The sequence below is a fragment of the Massilia pseudoviolaceinigra genome (genome assembly GCF_030846505.1).
GTDB classification, from domain to species: domain Bacteria; phylum Pseudomonadota; class Gammaproteobacteria; order Burkholderiales; family Burkholderiaceae_D; genus Telluria_A; species Telluria_A violaceinigra.
The window spans coordinates 14,138-35,272 of record NZ_JAVCWL010000030.1; the positions used below are offsets into that span (position 1 = coordinate 14,138).

Here is a 21,135-nt window from a genome sequence, read left to right on the forward strand (position 1 = left end):
CATCCACCTTTAACGAAAGCATGCCATGCGCGCTGCCCTCACCCTCACCTGTTCCCTGTTCATCGCCGCAGCCCTGACCGGCGGCGCCTCCGCGTTCGCCGCAGCGACACCACCCGCCGCCAACGACCAGGCCAATCTTGCGCGCGATGCGCAAGGCAAGGTCGATACCGACGCCATGTTCGCCTTCATGCGGGCACGCAGCGCAACCAAGGGCGAGGCGCTGAGCGAAAAGAAGCTGCAGTGTTACGGCGTATCGCGCGCGCAGTTCCTGGCGGCGGTCGATGCCTCGCTCGTCGCCTGCTATCCGCAGATCGCGCCGGAGAACAGGCTGCGCATCCTGCCCGAACATGTCATTCCCGCGCTCGGCCTGTGCGCGCGCAAGACACTGCTGGCAGGGTTGAAACTGGACCCCGGCACGGCCAACGCCTGCGTCGCCACGGCGGATTAATCCGGGTGCAGATGGCGCCAGCCGGTCGCCATGCCCGAAAAAAGGTCAACCAGAGACGATAACATGTAAGCAACCCCTGCGGCCGCATGTTGCAAATTTGGCCTCACCATCAACTTTTGTCACAAAGTCGAAACTATTGTCATGCATACTATTTCCTGCTCTGCGGTATAAATCAGAACCGATTTCCCCGACAACAAAGGCTCTCTGATTGACAAGTGCACCTATGGGTACCGGCTCATCCGGCACCTTCCCTTGAGGTATGAAACAGGAGAAGTAAATTGACCAAATCAATCTTTGCTCTGCTTTTGTTGTCCCAGTCGCTGTGCGCATTCGCTTCCGAGCAATCCACCTGCACGGCGAACAAGGGGGCCTACATTACCGGCACCGTCGTCAGTGCGCCCAAGTTTGCGTCCGCATCGACCACCATCGAGGGCGTGAAGCTGACCCACACGCGCCTGAACGTGCGCGCCGACCAGGATGGCAAGACCTACGACGTGGCTATCGGTAACGTGTACGCCGTCGACCATGTCAAGAACGCGTCCACCATGCCGCCGTCACTCGCTGCCATCAAGGTCAACCAACGGCTCGGCCTGTGCGGTAAAAAATACACCAGCGGCACCGGCATTCACTGGGTACACAGCAACTGCGGCGAGGTGCCGACCACGTCGGAGCCGAACGGCTGGGTCAAGGTGATTGCATCGTCCGGTTCGGTCAGCGCCAGCAAGACGCGCAGTCAGAACTATTGCTACCTCTGGGATTGAACGACCAACCCTGCACTGGCGCCGTGCGGAGCATTCCGCATGGCGCTGCCATCGTCGAGTAAGCTGATGAATGCACGCCTGCCCCTGTTGATTTGTCTCGGCCTTGGCGCCGCCGGCCTTGGTCTCTGGCTCGCGACCGGCCTGCTGGCGGGCGACGCGCCAGCGCCCGTCGTGGCCCCCCGGCCTGCCGCCGCCGCCACGCTCGCAGAGCCGCGCTGGTTTTCATCCGTGCCCGAGGCGGGCGCCGCCCGTCCGGGGCCAGGCATGCTGTCGGAAAGAAAGGCCCCGGTCTACGGCCGCAACGGCCGCGTCATCGAGCTTGGCGGCTTGAGCATCGCGCAGTACATCGGCACGCGCATCGCGGCCGCGCGCAGCGGCGACGCCAGGGCCGCCTACGAGGTGTACCAGGCCGAATCGGTGTGCGCGGCCAACGAGGACCCGGTGCCCGACTACAACGATCCGGCCGAACTGGCAGCCTTCCAGGCCGAGCGCAAGGAACTGACCGCATTGTGCGTGGGCATCTCTCCGGCCCAGGTACAGGAACGGCTGAGCTTTCTGAACCTGGCGGCGCGCTCGGGCAACAAGGCGGCGCAGATCGATGTGTACATGGAAGGCCCGTACGGGCGCAGCGTGGACCTGACGCAAAATCCCGACGACCCGATCGTCAAGCAATGGAAAGACGATGCGCTGGCCTACCTGAAACAGGCCGGCGACCAGTGCGACCATTTTGCGCTGGCCCTGCTCTCGACCGTGTACGACGCCGGGCAGATCACGGAGCGCGACTTGCGAACCTCGATGGCCTACAGCATCGCCGCCGCCATACCACGCAAGAAGCCGGTAACGCAGGAACAATTGCGTGACCGTTTTGGCGAGCAATTGTCGGCCGACGATTTCGCCGGCGCGCTTGCGCTCGGCGAGCAGCTTGGAAAACAGGCTTGCCCGGCGCGGCGCTAGCCCGTGCTCCGGCAGTCCTCTAGCGGCTGTCCTTGACCGCGATTTCGACCAGCGTTTTGCCGTCGGCGCTCACCACGCAACGGGCGATCATGGTCGAGGCGATATTCATTTCGTTCTTGGCGGAGAATTTGAGCGACAGCTCCAGCTGCCCATTGGCGGCGCGCGTGACGGCACTCGGTGTATCGCCGATATAGGAAACCGACTTGCTGTTGATGGCGCGCGACTCGATCGTGTTCATGCAGGTGCGGCGGGCGGCGGCGTCGAGCGGATTTTCCGGCGCGGCAGGCTTGCCGCAGGCCGCAAGGGCAAACATCATTGGCAGCAGTGTCAGTGTTTTCATCGTGTCCCCATCAAAGTCCGAAAATGATACATGACCCGGCAAGCCGCCAGCAAGTCCCCGAGCTGGGTTTCCAGATTCCCCCGATACGTAAAGACAATCACCACATGTGACGAAAAAGCACGTAGAATTGCAATTTAGGTAACCCATTTCAATTCAACAACCTTGAAAGTCCATTCTGTATGAACCACGCCCTGATCCGCACCCTGCTCGCCGTCGCCCTGTCCACGGTTTTCGCGAGTGCGCAAGCGCAACTGCCCGAGGCTACGGCGCAGGAACTCGCCGACCTCGAGAGCGCCGCGCCGAATCTGGTTGCCGCCATCGAATGCAAACGGAAACTGGTTTATACGGATGCGGTCAAGACGTTCGTGAAGGATCCGAACAGCTTCGAGAACATTATCCTGCCGGCGCCCGTGAGCATTTTCGGACTCAGGACCGTGGTGATCGGCGTGACCGAAGATGACGGCAACGGCGGCGGCGGCTATGTCGCCAAGTTCAGCAACGTGTCGCTGAAAGAAGTCGCCAAAGCCGCCAGGGTCAAGGGGCCTGACTATAAACGCAACGTCAAAGGCGGCGGCATGATCGAAGTGGGCAGCGAAGACAAGGAGACGGTCTACATCACCTGCATCCGCGGCGCGAGCGACGACTGATAGCGCGCCGTCATGCGCCGTTGATGGCGCCTTGTCCGAGAATGTGCGCGACCTGCTGGACGGGCGCGATGCCGATGTCGAGGACCACGCCCGCTTCGTCGGCCTGCAGCGGTTCGAGGTCGCGCAACTGGCTCTCGAGCAGCGACGGCGGCATGTAGTGATCGGCGCGCGCGCGCATGCGCCCTGCGATCAGATCGCGCGAGCCGTCCAGGTGGGCGAAACGCAGCGCCGGATCGCCCTGGCGCAGCAGGTCGCGGTAGCGCCGCTTGAGCGCCGAGCAGGATACGACCAGGCCGGCGCCGCGTTCCCGGGCATCGCGGATCTGCTCTTGCAGCGCACCCAGCCAGCCGGCCCGGTCGCTATCGTCGAGCGCCATGCCGGCGGACATCTTGGCGACGTTGGCGGCCGGATGAAACCGATCACCCTCCACAAAAGGTACACCGAGTTCATGCGCCAGGGCTTGCCCGACCGTGCTCTTGCCGCAGCCACTCACCCCCATCACCACCCAGCGAACCTCGTTGCCGTGCTTGCTGTCTGAATTGATCATTCTGCTGTCCAGGCGAAAGTTAGCGCTAACATAGAGCTCGAAGTCTAGCGCATTGGCCGAATTTGTAAAGACCTTTTGCAGAACGCCCTGGCGATGTCCACAGTTGTAAACAAATTCTGTGGATAAGTGTGTTAACAAGCACAGTGTGACAGCGCCAAGTCATTGCTTTTAAAGAGGAAAATGCCACTGCGCGCTTTTCGGGCAGTGTGGACAGTTGCCGCGTCGATGCAAGTTGCAAACAGAATCTGTGGATAAGTTTGTTAACAAGCCAGCCCTTCCCGTCCTAAGTCCTTGTTTATGAACGAAAGACCGGTGCTGCGCGCTTTTCAGGCAGTGTGGGCTGATGATGTTCGGAGTGCAACTTGCAAACAGAAACTGTGGATAAGTTTGTTAACAAGCCTGTCGCCCGCCCGCTAAGTCCTTGCTTTCAAACACAAATCTGCCGCTGCGCGCTTTTCGGGCAGAAAATCAGCGTGCCAGCCGCAAGGGCAGCACCGGGCCCAGCTTCATCCCGTTCGCCTTGATGGCGGCGTTGAGCGTATCGATGCGGTCCTGCATGGCCGGATGCGAGGCAGCGTAGTGGGACAAGCCGGCGAAGGCCTCGTCCTCCTCCTTCAGGGCGGCAAACAGCTCGGTGGCGCCGCCGGCATGGCCGTAGCGGCAGTTCAGGATGCGCAGGGCCGCGCCATCGGCGGCCGCTTCGCGGTTGCGTGAATACTTGGCCTGCCCCAAGTGATTCACGGGCGCCAGCAAGTCGCTCAGACCCGAATCGCTCCCGGTCAGCAGCGTCGATAAGCCGAACAGCACGATGGCCCGTCCCATGGCCCGCAAATGGTCGCGCTGGGTGATGTGCGCCAGCTCGTGCGCAAGCACGAAAGCGAGGCCATTCTCCGAGCGCACCTGCCCCAGCAAGCCGCTGAAGACGATGATATTGCCGCCCGGGACGACCGCCGCGTTGGGCGTGTCCGACTTGGTCAGCGTGATGGTGGCCGGCAAGCGCAAGCCGGCGCAGCTGCGCATGCTGTCGACCAGCGCCTGCAGCTGCACCTGCTGCGCACGCTCGGCGGGTGCGGTTTCCATCGCCTTCGCCGGCAGCAGCGCGTACAGGCGCGCTTCGCTTTCGTGGCTGAGGCGGTCGACCATGGCATCGACGGCCAGCCCGAGCAGCCAGAAAATGAGGAGCGTGGCCGCCAGCAGCCAGCCCGCGATGACGATGAAGTCCTTCAATGGGTGCTCGTACGACACATTGTCGTTATGCTCGGGCAGCGAGGGCTGGTATTTCATTGCGTTCTTTTACTTGGCGAAATAGATGGCGGTACCGTAGGCCAGCACTTCGACCGAGGTGACGCTGCCCGGGGTCTTGCCCGAAATCGACATCGCTTCCAGGCGCAGGTTGACGATCTCGTGCGCGCCGGGGCAGCTTTCCTTCAGCCGCAGCACCGCTTCACGGCGGGCACGGTCGATCAGCGTTTCGTGCGACTTGACCGCACCGCCGATGAACGAGCGCAAGCCGGCCACGGCCTGCTTGAAGTAATCGATCGAGACGACCACGTTGCCATACACCAGCTCGCTGCGTTCGACCGGACGGGCCGGATCGAGCAAGGTCTTAAGCGAGGTCGACGGCAGATGCAGCCAGGCTTTTTCGCGGCTGTGGATGGAGCGGTAGTGCTTGGCTTCGGCGGCACGGCCGCAGAAATAGCCGATCACGACCAGCCCCAGCCACATTCCCATGATGGCTAATTCAAACATCGTCTCAGCCCACGGTGACGGCGGTGCCGTACACATAGATTTCCGCGGCGCCGGCAGCAACGGACGAGGTCGAGAAGCGCACGTTGACGATGGCATTCGCGCCCATCTGGGTCGCCTGCGCCTGCATGCGTTCGATTGCGCTGTCGCGCGATTCATTGAGCAGCTCGGTGTAGCCCTTGAGCTCGCCGCCGACGATATTTTTCAGGCCGGCCATGATGTCGCGCCCAACGTGCTTGGCCCGCACCGTGCTGCCCGACACAACGCCGTGGCAAGTGATGATGGACTTGCCCGGAATGGTTTCGATGTTCGTCATTAACATAAATTAACTTTCTTGCTACTTTGGATGGAGATCAATTATAGTTGCAAACTTGCCAATCCCAAAGCTTTTCCGAGCTCCATGCCTACCTTCGCCCACAGCGCCCCGGGCAAAAACACAACAGTATCGATGAGCTAACGATCGCATTTCCGCATCCGCGGCGCATAGCCTTATGCCAACCACATGCACCGCCGTTGCTGGGCTTGCGCCTTCTGTCCGCCGCGCCAGCCTCACCCCGCTGGCGCGCTCGCGGGCCATGGTGGCGCCGGCTGGCACAGGAAACTATTGAGCTTTCGGCACGTTGTGCGTAAAGTGGAAAACTTGTTAAAAACTTACATGCGTGTCAGACAGGGAAAACAGCATACATTATTTACCCAGACAAGCTGCCAGCCGGGCCTGCCCAGGCGCCCGGCGCCGTGCAGGTGCCGCCGCCATGGCAGCCGCACCGTTGACGCAGAGGCCGGACACCGTCCGCCCGCGCGAGCGCGCCTGCCCTGACCCGGCCGGCCGGCGCCTGTCCACCCGCCTGCACCGCAATCCCCTTATCCCCACGGAGCCTCCAGCATGCGCAAGCCCTATCGCCAGTATTGTCATCCCCTCCCCGTTTCGCGCCTGACGCGCGCCGTCCGGCTGGCGCTCCACGCGGGCGCCGCCGCCGGCCTGCTGGCCCATGGTGCCGCCTCGGCCCAGGTAAGCGACGCGCCGATGCCGAAGGTGGAGATCACCGGTTCGGCCATCAAGCGCATTGAAACCGACACCCCGCTGCCGGTGCAGATCGTCACGCGCGAAGAGATTGAAAAAGCCGGCGTAACCACCGCCGCCGAACTGATGGCGCGCATTTCGTCCAACGTGGGCGGCCTGACCGACGGCGCCAGCATCAACGTCGGGGGCGACCAGCGCGGCTTCAACAGCGCCAACCTGCGCGGCATCGGCACCTCGTCCACCCTGGTGCTGCTCAACGGCCGCCGCATGGCCAACTTCGCCTCGCCCGGCGACGATACCGGCGTCGACCTGAACAACATCCCCGCGGCCGCCATCGCCCGCGTCGAAGTGCTGCTCGACGGCGCCTCGGCCCTGTACGGCACCGACGCGGTCGGCGGCGTAATCAACTTCATCACGCGCAAGGATTTCCGCGGGGTGGAAGCGAACGCCTACGCGCTCGGCACCAGGGAAGGCGGCGCCGGCAAGCGCGCCGCCACCCTGAGCCTGGGCACGGGCGAGCTGGAAAAGGATGGCTACAACGTCTTCGCCGTGCTCGACGTGCAGGGCACCGAGCGCCTCAACACGTCGCAGCGCAAGTTCGTGAGCGAGCTGAAGATACCGCAGCGGCTCGGCCATCTGCTGTCGAGCTTTACCAGCCCGGCGAATATCCGCCTGACCCCGGCGCAGCGCGACCACCTGCAGGAAACCGGCTTCCTGCTCAACGGCCGGCCGATCACCAACCGCCAGATCAACCTGTCGATCCCGGCCTGCGCGCCGCCGGCCAATCTGTACCTGCCCGATGGCACCGGCGGGGTCGATGCCTGCACCTACGACTACATGGGCGACACCGAGCTGTATCCGAAGTCGACCAAGCAGAACCTTCTCAGCCGCGGGGTGATCAAGCTCGGCGCCGACACCCAGGCGTATGCCGAAATGGCGCTGAGCCGCTCGCGCACCAACTATGTCGGCTCGTCGGCGCGCGTGATCGGCTACATCGATTACCGCAAGATTCCGGCCCTGGCCAATACCGGCCTGGACCAGCTCGATGACGACATCCCCGGCGAAATCCAGCTGCGCATGCGCCTGAACGAAGCCGGCATGCGCACCAGCGAACTGACCAGCGAAAGCCAGCGCTACGTGGTGGGCGTTTCCGGCGTCGCGGCCGGCTGGGATTACGACGCTGGCTACAACCGCAGCGTGAACACGGTCAAGGACAAGGACACGCACGGCTACGTGCTGAGCGACCAGCTGATGGCCGGCATCGCCGACGGCAGGATCAATCCGTTCGGTCCGTCCAGCGCCGAAGGCGTGGCGCTACTTAACAGCATCCAGGTCAACGATGTGGTGCGGCGCGCGCGCGGCACCATGGATTCGCTCGACTTCAAGGCCTCGCGCTCACTCATGACCCTGGCCGGGGGCGAGCTTGGCGTGGCGGTGGGCGCCGAAGCGCGCCGCGAGCGCACCGATTTCCGCCCATCGGCATTGCTGATGAGTAACAACATCAACAACGATGCCGCGCCCGAAGGCGGCAGAGCGACCAGCGACCAGCGCAAGGTGTACGCCGTGTTCGGCGAACTGCTGGCGCCGTTCACCAAGGAGTGGCAGGGCCAGCTCTCGGCCCGCTACGACCGCTACCAGCAGGTCGGCGGCGCCCTGAGTCCGAAAATCGGCATGGCCTACACCCCGAACAAGGCGCTCACGGTGCGCGCCTCGGCCGGCAAGGGCTTCCGCGCGCCATCGATGTCCGACCTGTACCGCCCGACCGTCTACGGTCTCACCGCCATCCTGCCCGACCCGGTCTACTGCGCCACCGTCGAGAACAATTACGCCGACTGCGCCGACGCCTGGGATACGCGGCGCTACAGCAATGTGAACCTGAAACCGGAAAGCAGCCGCCAGTTCTCGGCCGGCCTGGTGGTCGAGCCGAGCAAGCACTGGAACGCCAGCCTGGACTACTGGAAGATCAAGCGCACCGATCTGATCAGCGAGATCGGCGACGACATCATCCTCGGCAACCTGGGCAAATACGGCAACCTGGTGCACCGCGATGAAGACGGCGACATCGACTACATCGAGCTGCACAAGGAAAACCGCGGCGCCCAGCTTGCCAGCGGCCTGGACCTGGTGGTCAACCTGCGCAGCGTCAACACCGGCATGGGCCGCTTCGGCGCGCGCCTGAACGGCACCTACGTGCTCGATTCAAGCATCCAGACCAGCCCCGGCGACGCCTACATCAGCAACCTGGGCAAGTTCGTTACCGACGGCGTGGTGCAGCGCTGGCGCCACACGGTCAGCATGGACTGGGAACAGGGCCCGCTGTCGGCGACCTTGTCGAACACCTTTTCGGCATCCTACGACGACCAGAACTCGGCCATCAACATCGACGACGGCAGCGTGGTCGCGCCCAACCGCGTGAAAGCGTACTCGCTGTGGGACATGTCGCTATCCTACCGATGGAGCAAGAACCTGAAACTGCGCGCCGGCGTGCAGAATATGTTCGACAAGGCGCCGCCCTACTCGAACCAGGCCAACTTCTTCATTTCCGGCTACGATCCGACCTACACCGACCCGCGCGGGCGGCGCTTGTATGCGAGCGTAAATTACGCGTTCCGCTAAAAAGCCGCGTCCGCACGCCCAAGGAAAAACGCTCACCGTCCGTCCGGATAGTGAGCGTTTTTCGTCTCTGGCAGCCTTCGCCATGGCGGCCCGCGCTTCCTGGCGTTAGTTACCTGCTCCAGGCGCGTCTTCCGGTTCGGCTGCTTCGCTTTCAGCCTCGTTGGCGCCGGTGCTCAGGATCACCTCTTTCTGCATGGCGCCGGCAACCAGCCTGGCTAGTGCCTGGCTGCGTGCCGCGTAGAATGCGGCGAAATCGTCACAGCGCAAGTGCTCGGGTTCCAGCAGATGCGTGCGCAAAATCTCGTCAAGATCCGCGCTGGACAGTCCTGTGCTGGTTTCGATGCGCTTCAGGTACACGGAAGGCGCATCCCCGCCGACCGACATATTCGACAGTTTGGATAAGGGCGTTTTATTGATGATCGAATCGAACACCTCTTTGTCAATTCCCTGCTTCTTGCACCAGGCTTGAGGGAAGACATGATGAATGTCGATATCGTCGTTGAAGAAAGTCATCACATCCGTGGGCCGGCCGCTGATGAAGTCTCTGCAGCCGTGGCGCATCATCAAGGCATGCAAGCCCTTGTAGGCCGCGGATTGCCGCGACCGCAACGATCGCAGCCGTATTTCCTGGAACATGGCTTCATTCAACGAGCGCGGCATCGCCCCGTCGTGCGCTATCCAGTCCGCCAGTTCCGGCACGTCACGGGCCAGACGCGACTCGGTGCTCGATCCGAACAGTTCTCCGAGGGTCACCGACCAGAACCACTGTGCCAGCTGCTGCTTGGCTTTGGCGGTGCCGGCCTTCTTCCCAAGAATGGCGAACACGGCCGCCAGTCCGACGATCAAGGGCGGATAAGAAACGTCCTTATGCCAAATGATCTTCAGTTCGTTGAGAAAAATGCCTGCTTCGATAAAGCCCTTTTCGACCGCGTCGGCGTGGTTTTTAAACCCCTGCAATGGCAATCCCAGCAGCGCGTCGCGCTTGCAGGATATCTGCGGCAAATCGCCATCCTTGGTGCCCCTGGCGGCGCTGTCGATGCGTGCCTGGCGCGTGTGCAGCAGGGTACACGCCTGCAAAAAATCCGTGCTGGCGACCTGGGAAAGTACATCGCGCGGATTCGGCGAGCCGATCATGCGCGCCCGCCGGCCCGGTGTCGCCGACTGCTTTACGCCATTCCAGTCTGCGCGAAGGTCGAACTCGTCGGCCGCATAGATCGCGGTGACGAGTTCGAACGCATCGAGTTTCTTGCCACCGACGTTGACCTTTTCAAACACCAGGCAGATGGCCTCGCGCTGGTTGCTCTTGTCGAGTCTGATGATGGGCATTTTGTAGCGCTCGATGGATTCGACAATACTGCGTACGAACGCCGTATCGAGACCGGAGACATCGCGCCCCTGTGCTTTCCAATAGTCGCGCCAGTCATAAAACCAGTTGCGGCTTTCAAAAACCTGATTCAGCGGAAACAGGTCCTGCTCGAACTCCAGCGCCTGGGTCGAGACATCGAGATCGACCGTTTTACCAAAATTTGAACGAACGATCCTGTCGGCCGGAACGCCGATAATGGCATCTTCCAGATCGGCCAGACTGCCGATGGATTTTTTGATATCGATGTAATACAGGCGCTCGACGAGCTTGCCCTGGGCGGTCTTGGTGCGCACGGGCGCTTTTGCAAACGTGGCCTGAAAGAGCGAGGTCATGCGCTGCTGTCCATCCAGCAAGAGTTCTTCCGCGCGAACCTCCTTGGGCACGACGCCCTCCAGCAAGCGTGGCGTGAACTGCACTTCGCCGCCTGTTTCCAGGGTCAGCAGCGCACCCACCGGAAACCCCTTTGCGATCGAGGCGATCAGGCTACGCACATCGTTGTCGCCCCATACATAGTCGCGCTGGAAGTCGGGAAGCTGCAGCTTGCCCTCCTGGACTTTGCGCAGAATGTCTTTCAAATCGTCTTTTGTGGTATCAAACATGCGGGGCGCTTTCTCGGCAACGTTCGGTTGCGCGTTCATTCATCTTGTTGAAAGTGGCTTCGATTTTTTAGCGGGGAATGCCCATGCGGACCGGGTCGTACCACCTGCGTAATATTTCCACAGATAAACATTCTCGCATAGGCAATACCTTAAATCAACATCGAATCGCGACCCTCAATCACGTTCGCCGCGGTCAGGTGCCGCCGTGCCGAAACCTGCATGCTGTCACGGCCCGGCGGGGATCGGATAGACTTGCCGGGAACGCCAGTGACCAGGTAACCGGGCATCCCCTCGGGATAGTGGCGCCGGCGGGGCCGGTAGATCCCGAATCCGCAGTGAACCGGGATATCCATTCCGGCACGCCAACAATGCATATTCGCCAATGTTTTCCCTTTTTTAAAGTTACCGCGCATGCTAGAGTAGACGGTTGCCGCAATACGCGCCGCGCCCGCGCGTCCGCTGGCCTGCTCAAGGAAACGAAAACGATGAACGACACTGCGGCGCTGAACTATGTGATCAAGGATCAGCTGATCTATTTGCGCAAGGTGGAAGTCCAGGTCGCCTTCAACTGCAACCTCACGTGCAAAGGGTGCGTGCACGGCTCTCCGGCCCGCCCTGCCAAGATGCTCTCCCCCGAGGAGTTCGCGCGCGACCTGGCGGCGCTCGGCAGCGCCGCGCGCGTGCACAAACTGCTTCTGGTGGGCGGCGAACCCTTGCTGCATCCGGACCTTGTGGAACTGCTGAAACTGGCCAAGGCCAGCGGCGTGGCCAAGTACGTGTGCGTTACCACCAATGGCGTCGGCCTGGAAAACATGTCCGACGACTTCTTCAGCAACGTCGATTCCATCGAGGTCAGCCATTATCCGCGCGTGCGCCTGCGCTACACCCGCGACGACCTCGAGCGCAAGGCGCAGCAATTCGGCTTCACCTTCGCGATCAGTGCGTATGCCACGTTCCAGGAAACCCACTTGAGCGTGCCGCTGGACGATCCGGCCCTGGTGCAGCAAATTTACAACCGCTGCAAGCCGCGCGCCGAGTGGAGCTGCCACACCTTTGCCGAGGGCCGCTACTACATGTGCCCGCGCAGCCCGATCCTGGGCGAACGCCTGGGCAGCTGCGGCCAACTGGTGGACAACCGCCCGGCCGACGGCGTCATGATGCGCGACAATCCCGATCTGTTCGGCGACCTGCTGCGCTACCTGCAACGCGATGATCCCCTTGAAGCATGCAAATGGTGCCTCGGTTCGGACGGCGCCAGCTTCCCCCATCTGCTGCAAAGCAAAAAAGCCGCCATCGAAGAGGCGTCACGGATCGTGCATTTCGCCCCCACGCTGCTGAGTCCGCGCGCGCGCGCCGAACTCGCCGGCCTGCTGGCGCCCGCCGGCGCCGCGGCCGCGCCCGAGGACGGCCAGCCAGAGGCCGCAGCGCCGTGACGATCACGCCGGCGATCCACCACGTGACCGCCTTCGGCACCCAGCCGCAGCGCGGCGGCCTCAGGCAGGCGGTCTTCCTCGATCGCGATGGGGTCCTGATCAGGGACAAGCACTATTTGTCGGAAGTGGCGGGCATCGAGATCCTGCCCGGCGTCATCGGGGCATTGCGCGCACTGGCGCCGCACTTTCGCCTGATCATGGTGACCAACCAGAGCGGCGTGGCGCGCGCCCTGTTTACCGTCGCCCGCCTGGCGCAGATTCACGACGCCCTGCTCGCGCAATTCGCCCGCCAGGACGTGCACCTCGACGCCCTGTATTGCTGCCCTCACCACCGCGACGGTACGCTGGCGCCCTACGCCATCGCGTGCGCCTGCCGCAAGCCGCAGCCCGGCATGCTGCTGCACGCCATCGAAAAATGGGAGCTGGACCCGGCGCGCTGCTTCATGCTTGGCGACCAGGAGAGCGACATGCTGGCCGGCCATGGCGCCGGCGTGCGCAGCCTCATGATCGGACCGGATGGCGCGGGCAAGCATGCCCACCCCCTGTACCCGGACCTCGGCCAGGCCGCGCGCCATATGCTTGCGCACGCGCGCTGACGGCGCCGGCATGGCGCGCCTTCCCCGCCTCAGCCCGGACCGGGCGCGCGCAGCGGCATATGACGGCGCGCCCGTTCGAGATCGTCCGGCACGCCGATGTCGATAAAATAGCCGTCCGCGATAAAGGCACTCGGCTGCAGCGCCGCGCAGTGCGCCTGCAGCAGTTCCGTCTCGAAGGAATAGTGCGGCGGCAGCGCGAACGGGCGCAACATATTCTCGGTCAGCAGGTACAGGCCGGCATTGATCAGCCCTGCCGCGCCGGGCTGCTTTTCGGCGAAGTCGATCACTTGCCCGGCGCGCACCACGACCCTGCCGTAGCGCGAGCAATCGGACAGTTCGGTCAGCGCCATGGCCAGGTGCGCCGGGCGCGCGCGCCAGCAAGCGATAAAGGCGTGGTAATCGATGTCGAAGCAGGTATCGCCGTTCATCACCAGCCATGGCGCGTCGCCCTGCCCCGCCAGGGCCAGGGCGATCGCCCCGCCGGTGCCCAGCGCGCTCGGCTCGGTCACATGGCGCAGCGTCACGCCGCCATGGCGCTGGCCGAAGTGGCCGATGATGCAGTCGGCCTGGTATCCCAGCGACAAGGTCACGTCGGTCAATCCGGCCGCGTCGAGCCGCTCGATCAGGTGCGCGAGAAACGGCCGTCCGCCGACCATCGCCATCGGCTTGGGCAGGCCTCCCAGCAGCGGGCCGAGCCGCGTGCCCTTGCCGCCCGCCAGGATCAGCACCCGCGGCAGCGCCATCATGCGGCGCCGCCCGCCGCCGGCGCCATGGGCGCGCCGGCCTGCCCGGCATCGTCCGCCGCCAGGGGGAAGTTGATCACGCGGTCGGCCATCCGGATCGTTTCGGCCCGGTGCGCAATAATGACGCGCGTCAGCGGCAGGGCCCGGATCGCCCGGTTGACCGTCTGCTCGCGCCCGGCGTCCAGATGGCTGGTCGCTTCGTCGAGAAACAGCAGCCTGGGCTTGCGGTACAGGGCGCGCGCCATCAGCAGGCGCTGCCGCTGCCCGCCCGAAAGCAGGCTGCCCATGTCGCCGATCAAGGTATCGTAGCCCATCGGCATTTTCGCAATGTCGCCGTCGATGTCGGCCATCACGGCGGCTTCGGCAATGGCGCCGGGGTTCACGTCGCTGTCGAAAAAGCTGATGTTCTCGGCAATCGAGCCGGCGAACAGGGTATCGTCCTGCATCACCGAACCGATCGAGCGGCGCCAGGTCTTCAGGCCGATGCGCTGCAAGGGCACGCCGCCGACCAGCACCTGGCCTTCGGTCGGCTGCAGCAAGCCCAGCATGATCTTCATCAGGGTGGTCTTGCCGCAGCCGGACGGCCCGGTGATGGCCACGCACTCGCCCGGCGCGATGCGCAGGTTCACGTGGCGCAGCACCGGTTCCTCCGCCGGCGAGTAGCGAAAGCCGACATCGACCAGTTCGATGCCCGCCTCAAACGCGCCTTCCCGCGCCGGGTCACCATCGGTCTTTTCGGCATCGGTCAGGGCAATGTCCGCCACCCGCTCGCGGTGCAGCCCCAGCATCGAATAATCGGTCACCTTGTCGACCAGGCTGCCGAGCCGGCTGACAAACTGCAGCTTGTACGAGAGGAAGGCAAACAGCATCCCCACCGACATGGCGCCATTGATGACCGCGGTGGCGCCGGCGCTGATGACGACAATGTTTTCGATCCCGAACAACAGGGTGTTGAGCAGTTGAAAGCTGACGCTCACGCGCTGGGTGCGCAAGCTGGCGTTGAAGGTCGCGACGACCGAGTTGAGCCAGGTGCTGCCGCGGGCCTGCTCGCGCCCGAACAGCTTGATGCTCTGGATGCCGCGCACCGATTCCAGGAACTGGCTCTGCTGCCGGGCGGCGCACACGATCTGTTCCTGGGTCGACATCCGGTACGCGCGGTACAGCTTGATGCGCAGCACGACATAGATGGCCGCCGCGGCCAGCACCACGCACGACAGCGTGGCGCTGTAAAAGAACATCATCGCCAGCGTCACCAGCGCCATCGCGCCGTCGAGGATGGCGGCCAGGAAGCCGTTGGTGAGCGTGCGCTGGATCGTATTGAGCGAATCGAAGCGCGACGCGATGTCGCCCAGGTGGCGGCGCTCGAAAAATTCGATGGGCAGGCGCAGCAGGTGATGGAACAGGTTGCCGATCAGGCGCAGATTGAGGTGGGTCCCCAGGTAGGTCATCAGCCAGCTGCGCGACGCGGAAATGGCCACCTGGGCCAGCAGCAGCAGGAAGAAGGCCTGGGCCAGCTGCAGCACCAGCGTGGTGTCGCGTGCCAGCACCGCGTGATCGATGACCAGCTGCATGAACAGCGGCGCCAGCACGCTGAACAGTTCGAGCACGAGCGAGAGCGCCACGATGCGCAGCGCCTGGCGGCGCAAGCCGGTCACCCGCCCCAGCAGTTGCCGGAATCCGATCGTGCGCCGCTCGCGCCGCGCCTGGAAGTGCGGCATGGGCCGCGTTTCCATGGCCACGCCGGTAAAGTGCAGCGACAGTTCCGACAGCGCCAGCGTGCGGCGCCCGCGCGCGGGATCGAAAATTTCGGCGCTGTCCTTGCCGACCTTGGTGAGCACCACGAAATGGTTGAAGTCCCAGTGCAGGATGGCGGGCAGTTGCAGCAGGTCGAGCGCGGCAAGATTGAGTTTGACGGCGCGCGCCGACAGCGCCAGCTGTTCCGCGATGTCCATCAGCTCGACCAGCCGCATGCCCTTGGGCGACGGCGAATAGCGCCGCCGCAGGGTGCCCAGGTCGATCTGGCAGCCATGAAAGCTGGCCACCATCGCCAGGCAGGCGATGCCGCATTCGGCCGCCTCGGACTGCAACACAAGGACCGGCGCGGGCGCGCGCAGGCGCCCGGACAGCGTGCGCCAGCGGCTCACCGCTTGCCGCCGCGCTGCAGCGCCACGCCGAACAGCCACTGGCCGAAGGTTTGCGCCGGCAGCGGCAGTTCGAGGCGCAGCTCGGCCCCGCCCCGCAGCATGTCCGCCAGCTGCGCCGCATGGGCCGCGTCGGTGCTAAAGAGCACGCGCACCGGCGTGCCGGCCTCGAAGCGGGCCACGCTGCCCGGCAAGGCCAGCGCCGGCGCCCCGGCGCGGCGCAGCAGCGCCTGCTGGCCTGGCCTGAGCACCGGCGCCGGTCCGGCCAGCGCCAGCCGGACCGCGTGCGGCGCCATCGGTTCCCCGGCCAGCGCCACGGCCGGCACCTGCACGATCCTGGCGGCGCGCCCCAGCATCAGCGAGGCCATCAGCAACACCGCCAGCGTCACCACCAGCAGCGACGCCCCTTTGAACAGGAACGGCCGCAGCTCGAGCATGGCGCCATACGCGCTTTCCTGCCTGGCCGCCGTGGCTTCCTGGCGGTACATATCCAACATCATTACTCCTGCGAATCGGCCGCCTGCGCGGCGCGGCTCAGAATTTCAGTTCAAGAATCGCCCGCAGCACCGTGTAGGTGGGGGACGTCACCGTCTTGGTTTGCCATAAGGTATCGCCATCATAGCTCGAGCGCTTGACATCGTCTTCATGCAAAAGGTTCGATCCGCTCAGGCGCAGTTGCATTTTGGGCTGGATTTTCCACAGGAGATAGCCTTCGAGCACGCGTTTATTGGTCTCGGCGGAGGTTTCGAAGCGCGACAGGCGCACGCTGCCGTTGCGGATATAGCCGACCGTCGCGCCGGCCGAGATCGGTGCCGACTTGAAGCTGTAGTCGCCCCCCACATTGATCGACAGCGGCGCCTGGGTGCCGATCCGGTTGTCCGGCCCCGGCACCGCGTCGACCGACGACCAGGTGCGCGAGAGCGAGCCGCGCAGCTCGACCGCGGGCGCCCCGCCGACCAGCTGCGGCAGCTTGAACTTGGTCTCGAGCGTGATACCGCGCGCCAGCGCGCGCCCGCTGTTGGTGGGACGGGCCAGCCAGCGGCCATCCTCGCGCACGGTCTGGGTCAGGGTCACATCGTCGATGCGGCGCGCGAACAGGCCCACGCTGACCAGGCCATCCTGGCTCAGATAGTGTTCGTACGCCAGGTCCAATCCCAGCGCCCGTTCGGGCCGCAGGTTCGGGTTGCCGCCGCTGTCGGGCCGGGTCACCGTATTGTTCACCGACACGGTGCGCCCGGCGATCAGGCTGTCGGCCTGCGGCATGCGCCAGGTCCGCGCCAGGCCCAGGCGCAGCTGGTCGGACTTGGTGTCGGGCAGGCGCCAGACCGTCTGCAATACCGGGCTCAGCATCGCCTTGGCGTAATCGACCTTGCGCCCCAGATTGTTCTCGCTGTGCAGGGACACGCGCTCCCAGCGCAAGCCGAGGTAGAGCGCGACGCGCGCCGCGATATCCCATTCATCCTGGGCATACAGGGCGTGGCGACGGCTATCGACCCGGAAACTGTTGCCGGTCCGGTCGAGCCGCGACAGCGCATCGATCACGTCGCTACGGTCGAGCTCGTCGCGGTCATGCTGGACCTCGATGCCGCTGACGAAGGCATGCTTGTCCATGTAGGCGTTGCGCAGCTTGGCCGACGCGCTCAGGCTGCGGTTGCGGTTGTCGCGCGCGAGATCCTGGCGGTTCAGCACGCGCCTGTGGCCGTCGACATAATCGACCCCGCTCGAACTGTCCGAGCGGACCAGGGTCGCGCCCGCCTTCGCCTCCAGCTTGCTGGTGCTGCTCAGGGTGCTCAGCCAGGTCAGGTTGTTGCGTACCGTCAGCGAGGAACCCTCGCTGGTGTAGTCTTCATTGGCCAGCGCCGTCGGCGGCCCCTGCACGAACGTGGTGCGCCCGTAGCCGGCGCTGTCGTAGACGATGCCGGCGACATAGCTTTGCCAGGTCAGCGTATCGTCGCCGCCGAGCTTTTTGGTGATGCGCGGGGCGATGCTCCAGTTCCAGCCCCGATCCTCGTTGTACTGCTCCAGGTGACGCAGGATGGGCCCGTCCTCGCCGCCGCCGTCGGTGCGGGTCAGGAAGGGTTCGTCGGCGCTCATGCGGCGCGCCGACGCCGTCACCAGCCACGCCAGCGACTCATCCTGGTCGCCGTAGGTGGCGGAGACCTGGGGCTTGGTGCGGTCGTTGTCGTGAAACACGCCGGCGCGCAGCTGCAGCTGGCGTTTGCCGCTGCTGCGCTTGAGGATGATATTGATGGTTCCCGCGATGGCCTGGGTTCCCATCTCGACCGTGGGCACCGTCATGATCTCGATGCGTTCGACCACATCGGGAGAAAGATTATCGAGCAAAAAATTTGGCGGCGCCGGATCGCCGTTGAGCAGGATGCGCACATAGCCACTGCCCAGCCCGCGCATGCTCAGTTCGCCACCTTTGCGTCCCGGCACGCCGCTGACGACGATCCCGGGCTGGCGCCGCAGCACGTCGAGCACGCTGCCATCGCCATAGCGCACCAGGTCGGCCGTGCCGAGAACCTGGCGGAAGGTACTGGACTGGCGGCGGTCATCGTTGCGGCTGGCGGCAATTTCCACCTGCGGCACAGGGCCGGGTGCGGCGCTGACCGGCGCGGCGGGGCTGGCCGGTGCCGGTGCCGCGGCCGCGGACGGCGCCGGCGCGGCGGGCGCGGACGGGGCGTCTTGCGCCTGTGCCTCGCTGCACAGCACCATGGCCGCCAGCACGGGCGGGCTGAGGAATTGAGAAAACTTAATGATCGTCATGGCAAGTCAGGTTAGAGGGTAAAAAGGCGGGACCGGGCGCGCACGCCGGCCGCGCCTGCTATTGAATGGACACCGTTGCGAGCAGGTGGTCGACGATGGCGCGGGCGACATGCTCGCCGTACAGGCTCCGCCCCAGGTCGCGCCATGCGCCGCTGCGCCCCTGTTCCAGGCAGTGCAGCACGGCGCGGTAGACCAGCTCGGCGCTGTCGGGCGGAATCAGCAGATTGCCGCGGGTGTCGAGGATGGTTTCCGGACGGTCGGTCGAATAGCGGCACGTCATGCAGGGCACGCCGAGGATATTGGCCTCTTCCTGCAAACCGCCGCTGTCGGTGTAGATGGCCAGGCAGGCCGGCGAACGCAGGAACGCGATCACGTCCACGTACGAGGGCCACAAGCGGTGGCACTGCACGCCGCTGCGTTCGAGCCGCTGGCGGAACTGCTGCTCGGGATGGCGCTCCTGGGCAAAGTTGAACTGGTTGGTCAGGATGAAGATGACCGGCAGGCCCTGCCCGGCCAGCCGGCACAGCGCATCGACCACGCTGTTCAGGCGCGCCGGCGACATGTTTTCGCGCCGGTGCAGATCGACCCGCAGCCAGCGCTTGCCGGCCAGTCCCGGATACAGGCGCTCGAGCTGGTCGCTCCCGCCCTGCGCGCCTGCCAGGCGCACCGCGTCGGCGCTGAGCGAACCGCTCATGCGGATGGCCGCCTGCGCGTAACCCTCGCGCAGCAGGCTGTCGCGGTTGCGGCCCACCGGCGCGAGCAGCAGCGAGGACGCTACCGAGGTCAGGCGTGAATCGAGCGCTTCGGGAAATGGCTCGTCCGGCTCGATGCGCCATGGCAGTTGCGCCTGCGCGAGCACGGCCTCGTGCGAGACCGGCTGGCCCGGCGCGAACGGCGACAGGCTGCGCAAGCCGGCTTCGACGTGGACCGAACGGATGCCGGTTTGCAGATACCAGAACACGGGAAAGGTGCCCGAGGTCGAGGTATCGCCCGACACCACCGGGATGAAGCGGGTCGTCTCCGACTGCGCGTGCAGGTAGCCGTGCAGCCGCTCGACCTGGGCGGCCAGGGCGGCGGTGCGGCCGAGCATCGTGCCGCGGATATCGAGGAACACGTCGATCTCGCTCAGATAGCCGAACTCCTGGGCCGCGCCGGTGAGCACCACGTCGTAGTGCTGACCGGCGTCGATCATCAGGGCCGGCACCGCGCGCTCGCGCAACTCCTTCACCAGCGAGGCCAGCTTGATGTAGCAGGGCTTGGTGGCGATCACCAGCAGGTACACCGGCTGGCCCAGCTCGCGCGCCTGCGCGACGATCTGCTGCAGGCGGGAGGGATCGTGAATCTTCATCGTGGTTCCGTGGGTGAATTGGTGCGTGCCGGCGGCGCGCGCCGCGGCATGAGTGCCTCGGCCACGATCTCGTAGGAGCGCAGGCGCGCGTCGATGTCGTGGATTTCGGTATTGATCAGGAGTTCGTCGGGTGCGCAGCGCGCGATGATGGCGCCCAGGCCGGCGCGCAGCGCGGCATGGTCGCCCTCGATGCTCGCGCCCAGGGCCAGCTCGAGCGCCTGCTGCTCGGCCGCGTCCGGGCCATCGGTGTCGAATGCGGCGGGCGCCTGCAGCGGCAGCGGCCGCGCGCGCATCACGCCCAGCACCCGGCGCCGGCGCGAGGTGGCCAGCCAGGCGGCTTCGGCGGCGCTGTCGGCGCCGATCACGTTGATGCTCATCATCGCATACGGCGCGCGCTGGGCGGCCGAGGGCCGGAAGGCGCTGCGGTAGGCGGCCAGCGAGGGCGCCGCGTCATCCTTGAGGTGGCCGGCATACGCGAACGGCAAGCCGCGCTCGCCGGCGAACGCGGCCGCGGCCGGACTGCCGCCGAGAATGTAGAGCGGCAGCGCCAGTCCCGCGCCGGGCACCGCGCGCACGCCCGCAGCCGGATCGGCTTCCTCGAAATATGCGCTCAGCTCGCCGAGCATGGCGCCGAACGGGCGCGGCTCGCCGCCGCGCTTGAGGCGCGTGGCGGCCACCGGATCGGCGCCGGCGCTGCGCCCCACGCCCAGGTCGATGCGGCCCGGATAGAGCGATTCGAGCGTGCCGAACTGTTCGGCGACCATCAGCGGCGCGTGGTTGGGCAGCATGATTCCGCCCGCGCCGACGCGGATGGTGCTGGTGCCCTCGGCCACATAGCCCATCAGCACACTGGTGGCGGCACTGGCGAACGAGGCGGCGTTGTGGTGTTCGGCCAGCCAGTAGCGCCGAAATCCCAGCGCCTCGGCGCCTTGCGCCAGGCGCCGCGTGTTGCGCAGCGCCTGGCCCAGCGAATGGCCGACCGTGATCGGGACCAGGTCCAGCACCGACAAGGCCGGACCGTCATACAGGGTATCGTTGATTGCAATATCATTCATCGGAA

19 protein-coding genes are annotated in these 21,135 nt (G+C 64.9%); 7 read left to right on the forward strand and 12 right to left on the reverse strand.

Annotated features, from left to right (window positions below):
• Positions 1-25: 25 nt before the first annotated feature.
• The 3 genes from RBA40_RS24970 to RBA40_RS24980 all read left to right on the forward strand — a co-directional run bounded on the left by RBA40_RS24970 (position 26) and on the right by RBA40_RS24980 (position 2,163).
• Positions 26-448, forward strand: coding sequence for a hypothetical protein (locus RBA40_RS24970; protein WP_306650845.1), 423 nt, complete (start codon positions 26-28; stop codon positions 446-448).
• A 278-nt stretch (positions 449-726) separates the two neighbouring features.
• Positions 727-1,209, forward strand: coding sequence for a hypothetical protein (locus RBA40_RS24975; RefSeq protein WP_306650846.1), 483 nt, complete (start codon positions 727-729; stop codon positions 1,207-1,209).
• 66 nt (positions 1,210-1,275) lie between these two features.
• Positions 1,276-2,163, forward strand: a complete 888-nt coding sequence (locus RBA40_RS24980; protein ID WP_306650847.1) for a hypothetical protein — start codon at positions 1,276-1,278, stop codon at positions 2,161-2,163.
• Positions 2,164-2,182: 19 nt separating this feature from the next.
• On the opposite strand, the gene RBA40_RS24985 is transcribed toward RBA40_RS24980, so the two are convergent.
• Positions 2,183-2,503: a hypothetical protein gene (locus tag RBA40_RS24985; RefSeq protein ID WP_306650848.1), complete on the reverse strand. Its 321-nt coding sequence runs from the start codon at positions 2,501-2,503 to the stop codon at positions 2,183-2,185.
• Between the two features lie 179 nt (positions 2,504-2,682).
• Here RBA40_RS24985 and RBA40_RS24990 point away from each other — a divergent pair, with 179 nt between their 5' ends.
• Positions 2,683-3,150: a hypothetical protein gene (locus tag RBA40_RS24990; RefSeq protein WP_306650849.1), complete on the forward strand. Its 468-nt coding sequence runs from the start codon at positions 2,683-2,685 to the stop codon at positions 3,148-3,150.
• A gap of 10 nt (positions 3,151-3,160) precedes the next feature.
• Here RBA40_RS24990 and RBA40_RS24995 read toward each other — a convergent pair whose 3' ends face one another.
• From RBA40_RS24995 to RBA40_RS25010, 4 genes are all read right to left on the reverse strand, one after another.
• Positions 3,161-3,697 carry a gluconokinase gene (locus RBA40_RS24995; RefSeq protein ID WP_306650850.1) on the reverse strand — a complete coding sequence of 179 codons (537 nt, stop codon included), beginning with the start codon at positions 3,695-3,697 and terminating at the stop codon, positions 3,161-3,163.
• A gap of 468 nt (positions 3,698-4,165) precedes the next feature.
• Positions 4,166-4,981, reverse strand: coding sequence for a M48 family metallopeptidase (locus tag RBA40_RS25000; RefSeq protein WP_306650852.1), 816 nt, complete (start codon positions 4,979-4,981; stop codon positions 4,166-4,168).
• Positions 4,982-4,990: 9 nt separating this feature from the next.
• Positions 4,991-5,446, reverse strand: coding sequence for a YbjQ family protein (locus RBA40_RS25005; protein ID WP_306650854.1), 456 nt, complete (start codon positions 5,444-5,446; stop codon positions 4,991-4,993).
• Between the two features lie 4 nt (positions 5,447-5,450).
• Positions 5,451-5,765 (reverse strand): YbjQ family protein, encoded by a 315-nt coding sequence (locus RBA40_RS25010; protein ID WP_099877330.1) that lies wholly within the window; start codon positions 5,763-5,765, stop codon positions 5,451-5,453.
• 561 nt (positions 5,766-6,326) lie between these two features.
• On the opposite strand from RBA40_RS25010, the gene RBA40_RS25015 reads away from it, so the two are divergent.
• Positions 6,327-9,080: a TonB-dependent receptor gene (locus RBA40_RS25015; RefSeq protein ID WP_306650856.1), complete on the forward strand. Its 2,754-nt coding sequence runs from the start codon at positions 6,327-6,329 to the stop codon at positions 9,078-9,080.
• 105 nt (positions 9,081-9,185) lie between these two features.
• On the opposite strand, the gene RBA40_RS25020 is transcribed toward RBA40_RS25015, so the two are convergent.
• Positions 9,186-11,084 carry a GmrSD restriction endonuclease domain-containing protein gene (locus tag RBA40_RS25020; RefSeq protein ID WP_306650857.1) on the reverse strand — a complete coding sequence of 633 codons (1,899 nt, stop codon included), beginning with the start codon at positions 11,082-11,084 and terminating at the stop codon, positions 9,186-9,188.
• A 446-nt stretch (positions 11,085-11,530) separates the two neighbouring features.
• Here RBA40_RS25020 and RBA40_RS25025 point away from each other — a divergent pair, with 446 nt between their 5' ends.
• The gene (locus tag RBA40_RS25025; RefSeq protein ID WP_306650859.1) at positions 11,531-12,478 is read left to right on the forward strand and encodes a radical SAM protein; all 948 of its coding nucleotides are present in this window, start codon (positions 11,531-11,533) and stop codon (positions 12,476-12,478) included.
• Entirely contained in the window at positions 12,475-13,074 is a 600-nt protein-coding gene (locus RBA40_RS25030) for a D-glycero-alpha-D-manno-heptose-1,7-bisphosphate 7-phosphatase (RefSeq protein WP_306650860.1), read from the forward strand. Before RBA40_RS25025 ends, RBA40_RS25030 begins: the two co-directional genes overlap by 4 nt.
• 29 nt (positions 13,075-13,103) lie before the next feature.
• Here the strand turns inward: RBA40_RS25030 and RBA40_RS25035 are convergent, their stop codons facing one another.
• From RBA40_RS25035 to RBA40_RS25060, 6 genes are read right to left on the reverse strand one after another with little or no spacing between them, the layout of a single operon-like run.
• The gene (locus tag RBA40_RS25035) at positions 13,104-13,820 is read right to left on the reverse strand and encodes a nucleotidyltransferase family protein (RefSeq protein WP_306650862.1); all 717 of its coding nucleotides are present in this window, start codon (positions 13,818-13,820) and stop codon (positions 13,104-13,106) included.
• A complete protein-coding gene (locus tag RBA40_RS25040; RefSeq protein ID WP_306650863.1) occupies positions 13,817-15,961 on the reverse strand; it encodes a peptidase domain-containing ABC transporter in 2,145 nt (714 codons plus the stop codon). The genes RBA40_RS25035 and RBA40_RS25040 overlap by 4 nt, the downstream gene beginning before the upstream one ends.
• On the reverse strand, positions 15,958-16,458 hold the full coding sequence (locus RBA40_RS25045; RefSeq protein WP_306650865.1) for a hypothetical protein: 501 nt from the start codon (positions 16,456-16,458) through the stop codon (positions 15,958-15,960). The genes RBA40_RS25040 and RBA40_RS25045 overlap by 4 nt, the downstream gene beginning before the upstream one ends.
• Positions 16,459-16,492: 34 nt before the next feature.
• Positions 16,493-18,727 (reverse strand): TonB-dependent receptor plug domain-containing protein, encoded by a 2,235-nt coding sequence (locus RBA40_RS25050; protein WP_306650867.1) that lies wholly within the window; start codon positions 18,725-18,727, stop codon positions 16,493-16,495.
• 58 nt (positions 18,728-18,785) lie between these two features.
• A complete protein-coding gene (locus RBA40_RS25055; protein ID WP_306650868.1) occupies positions 18,786-20,075 on the reverse strand; it encodes a UDP-N-acetylglucosamine 2-epimerase in 1,290 nt (429 codons plus the stop codon).
• Complete coding sequence (locus RBA40_RS25060) at positions 20,072-21,130, reverse strand: LLM class flavin-dependent oxidoreductase (RefSeq protein ID WP_306650870.1); 1,059 nt, start codon at positions 21,128-21,130, stop codon at positions 20,072-20,074. The genes RBA40_RS25055 and RBA40_RS25060 overlap by 4 nt, the downstream gene beginning before the upstream one ends.
• Positions 21,131-21,135 lie beyond the last annotated feature (5 nt).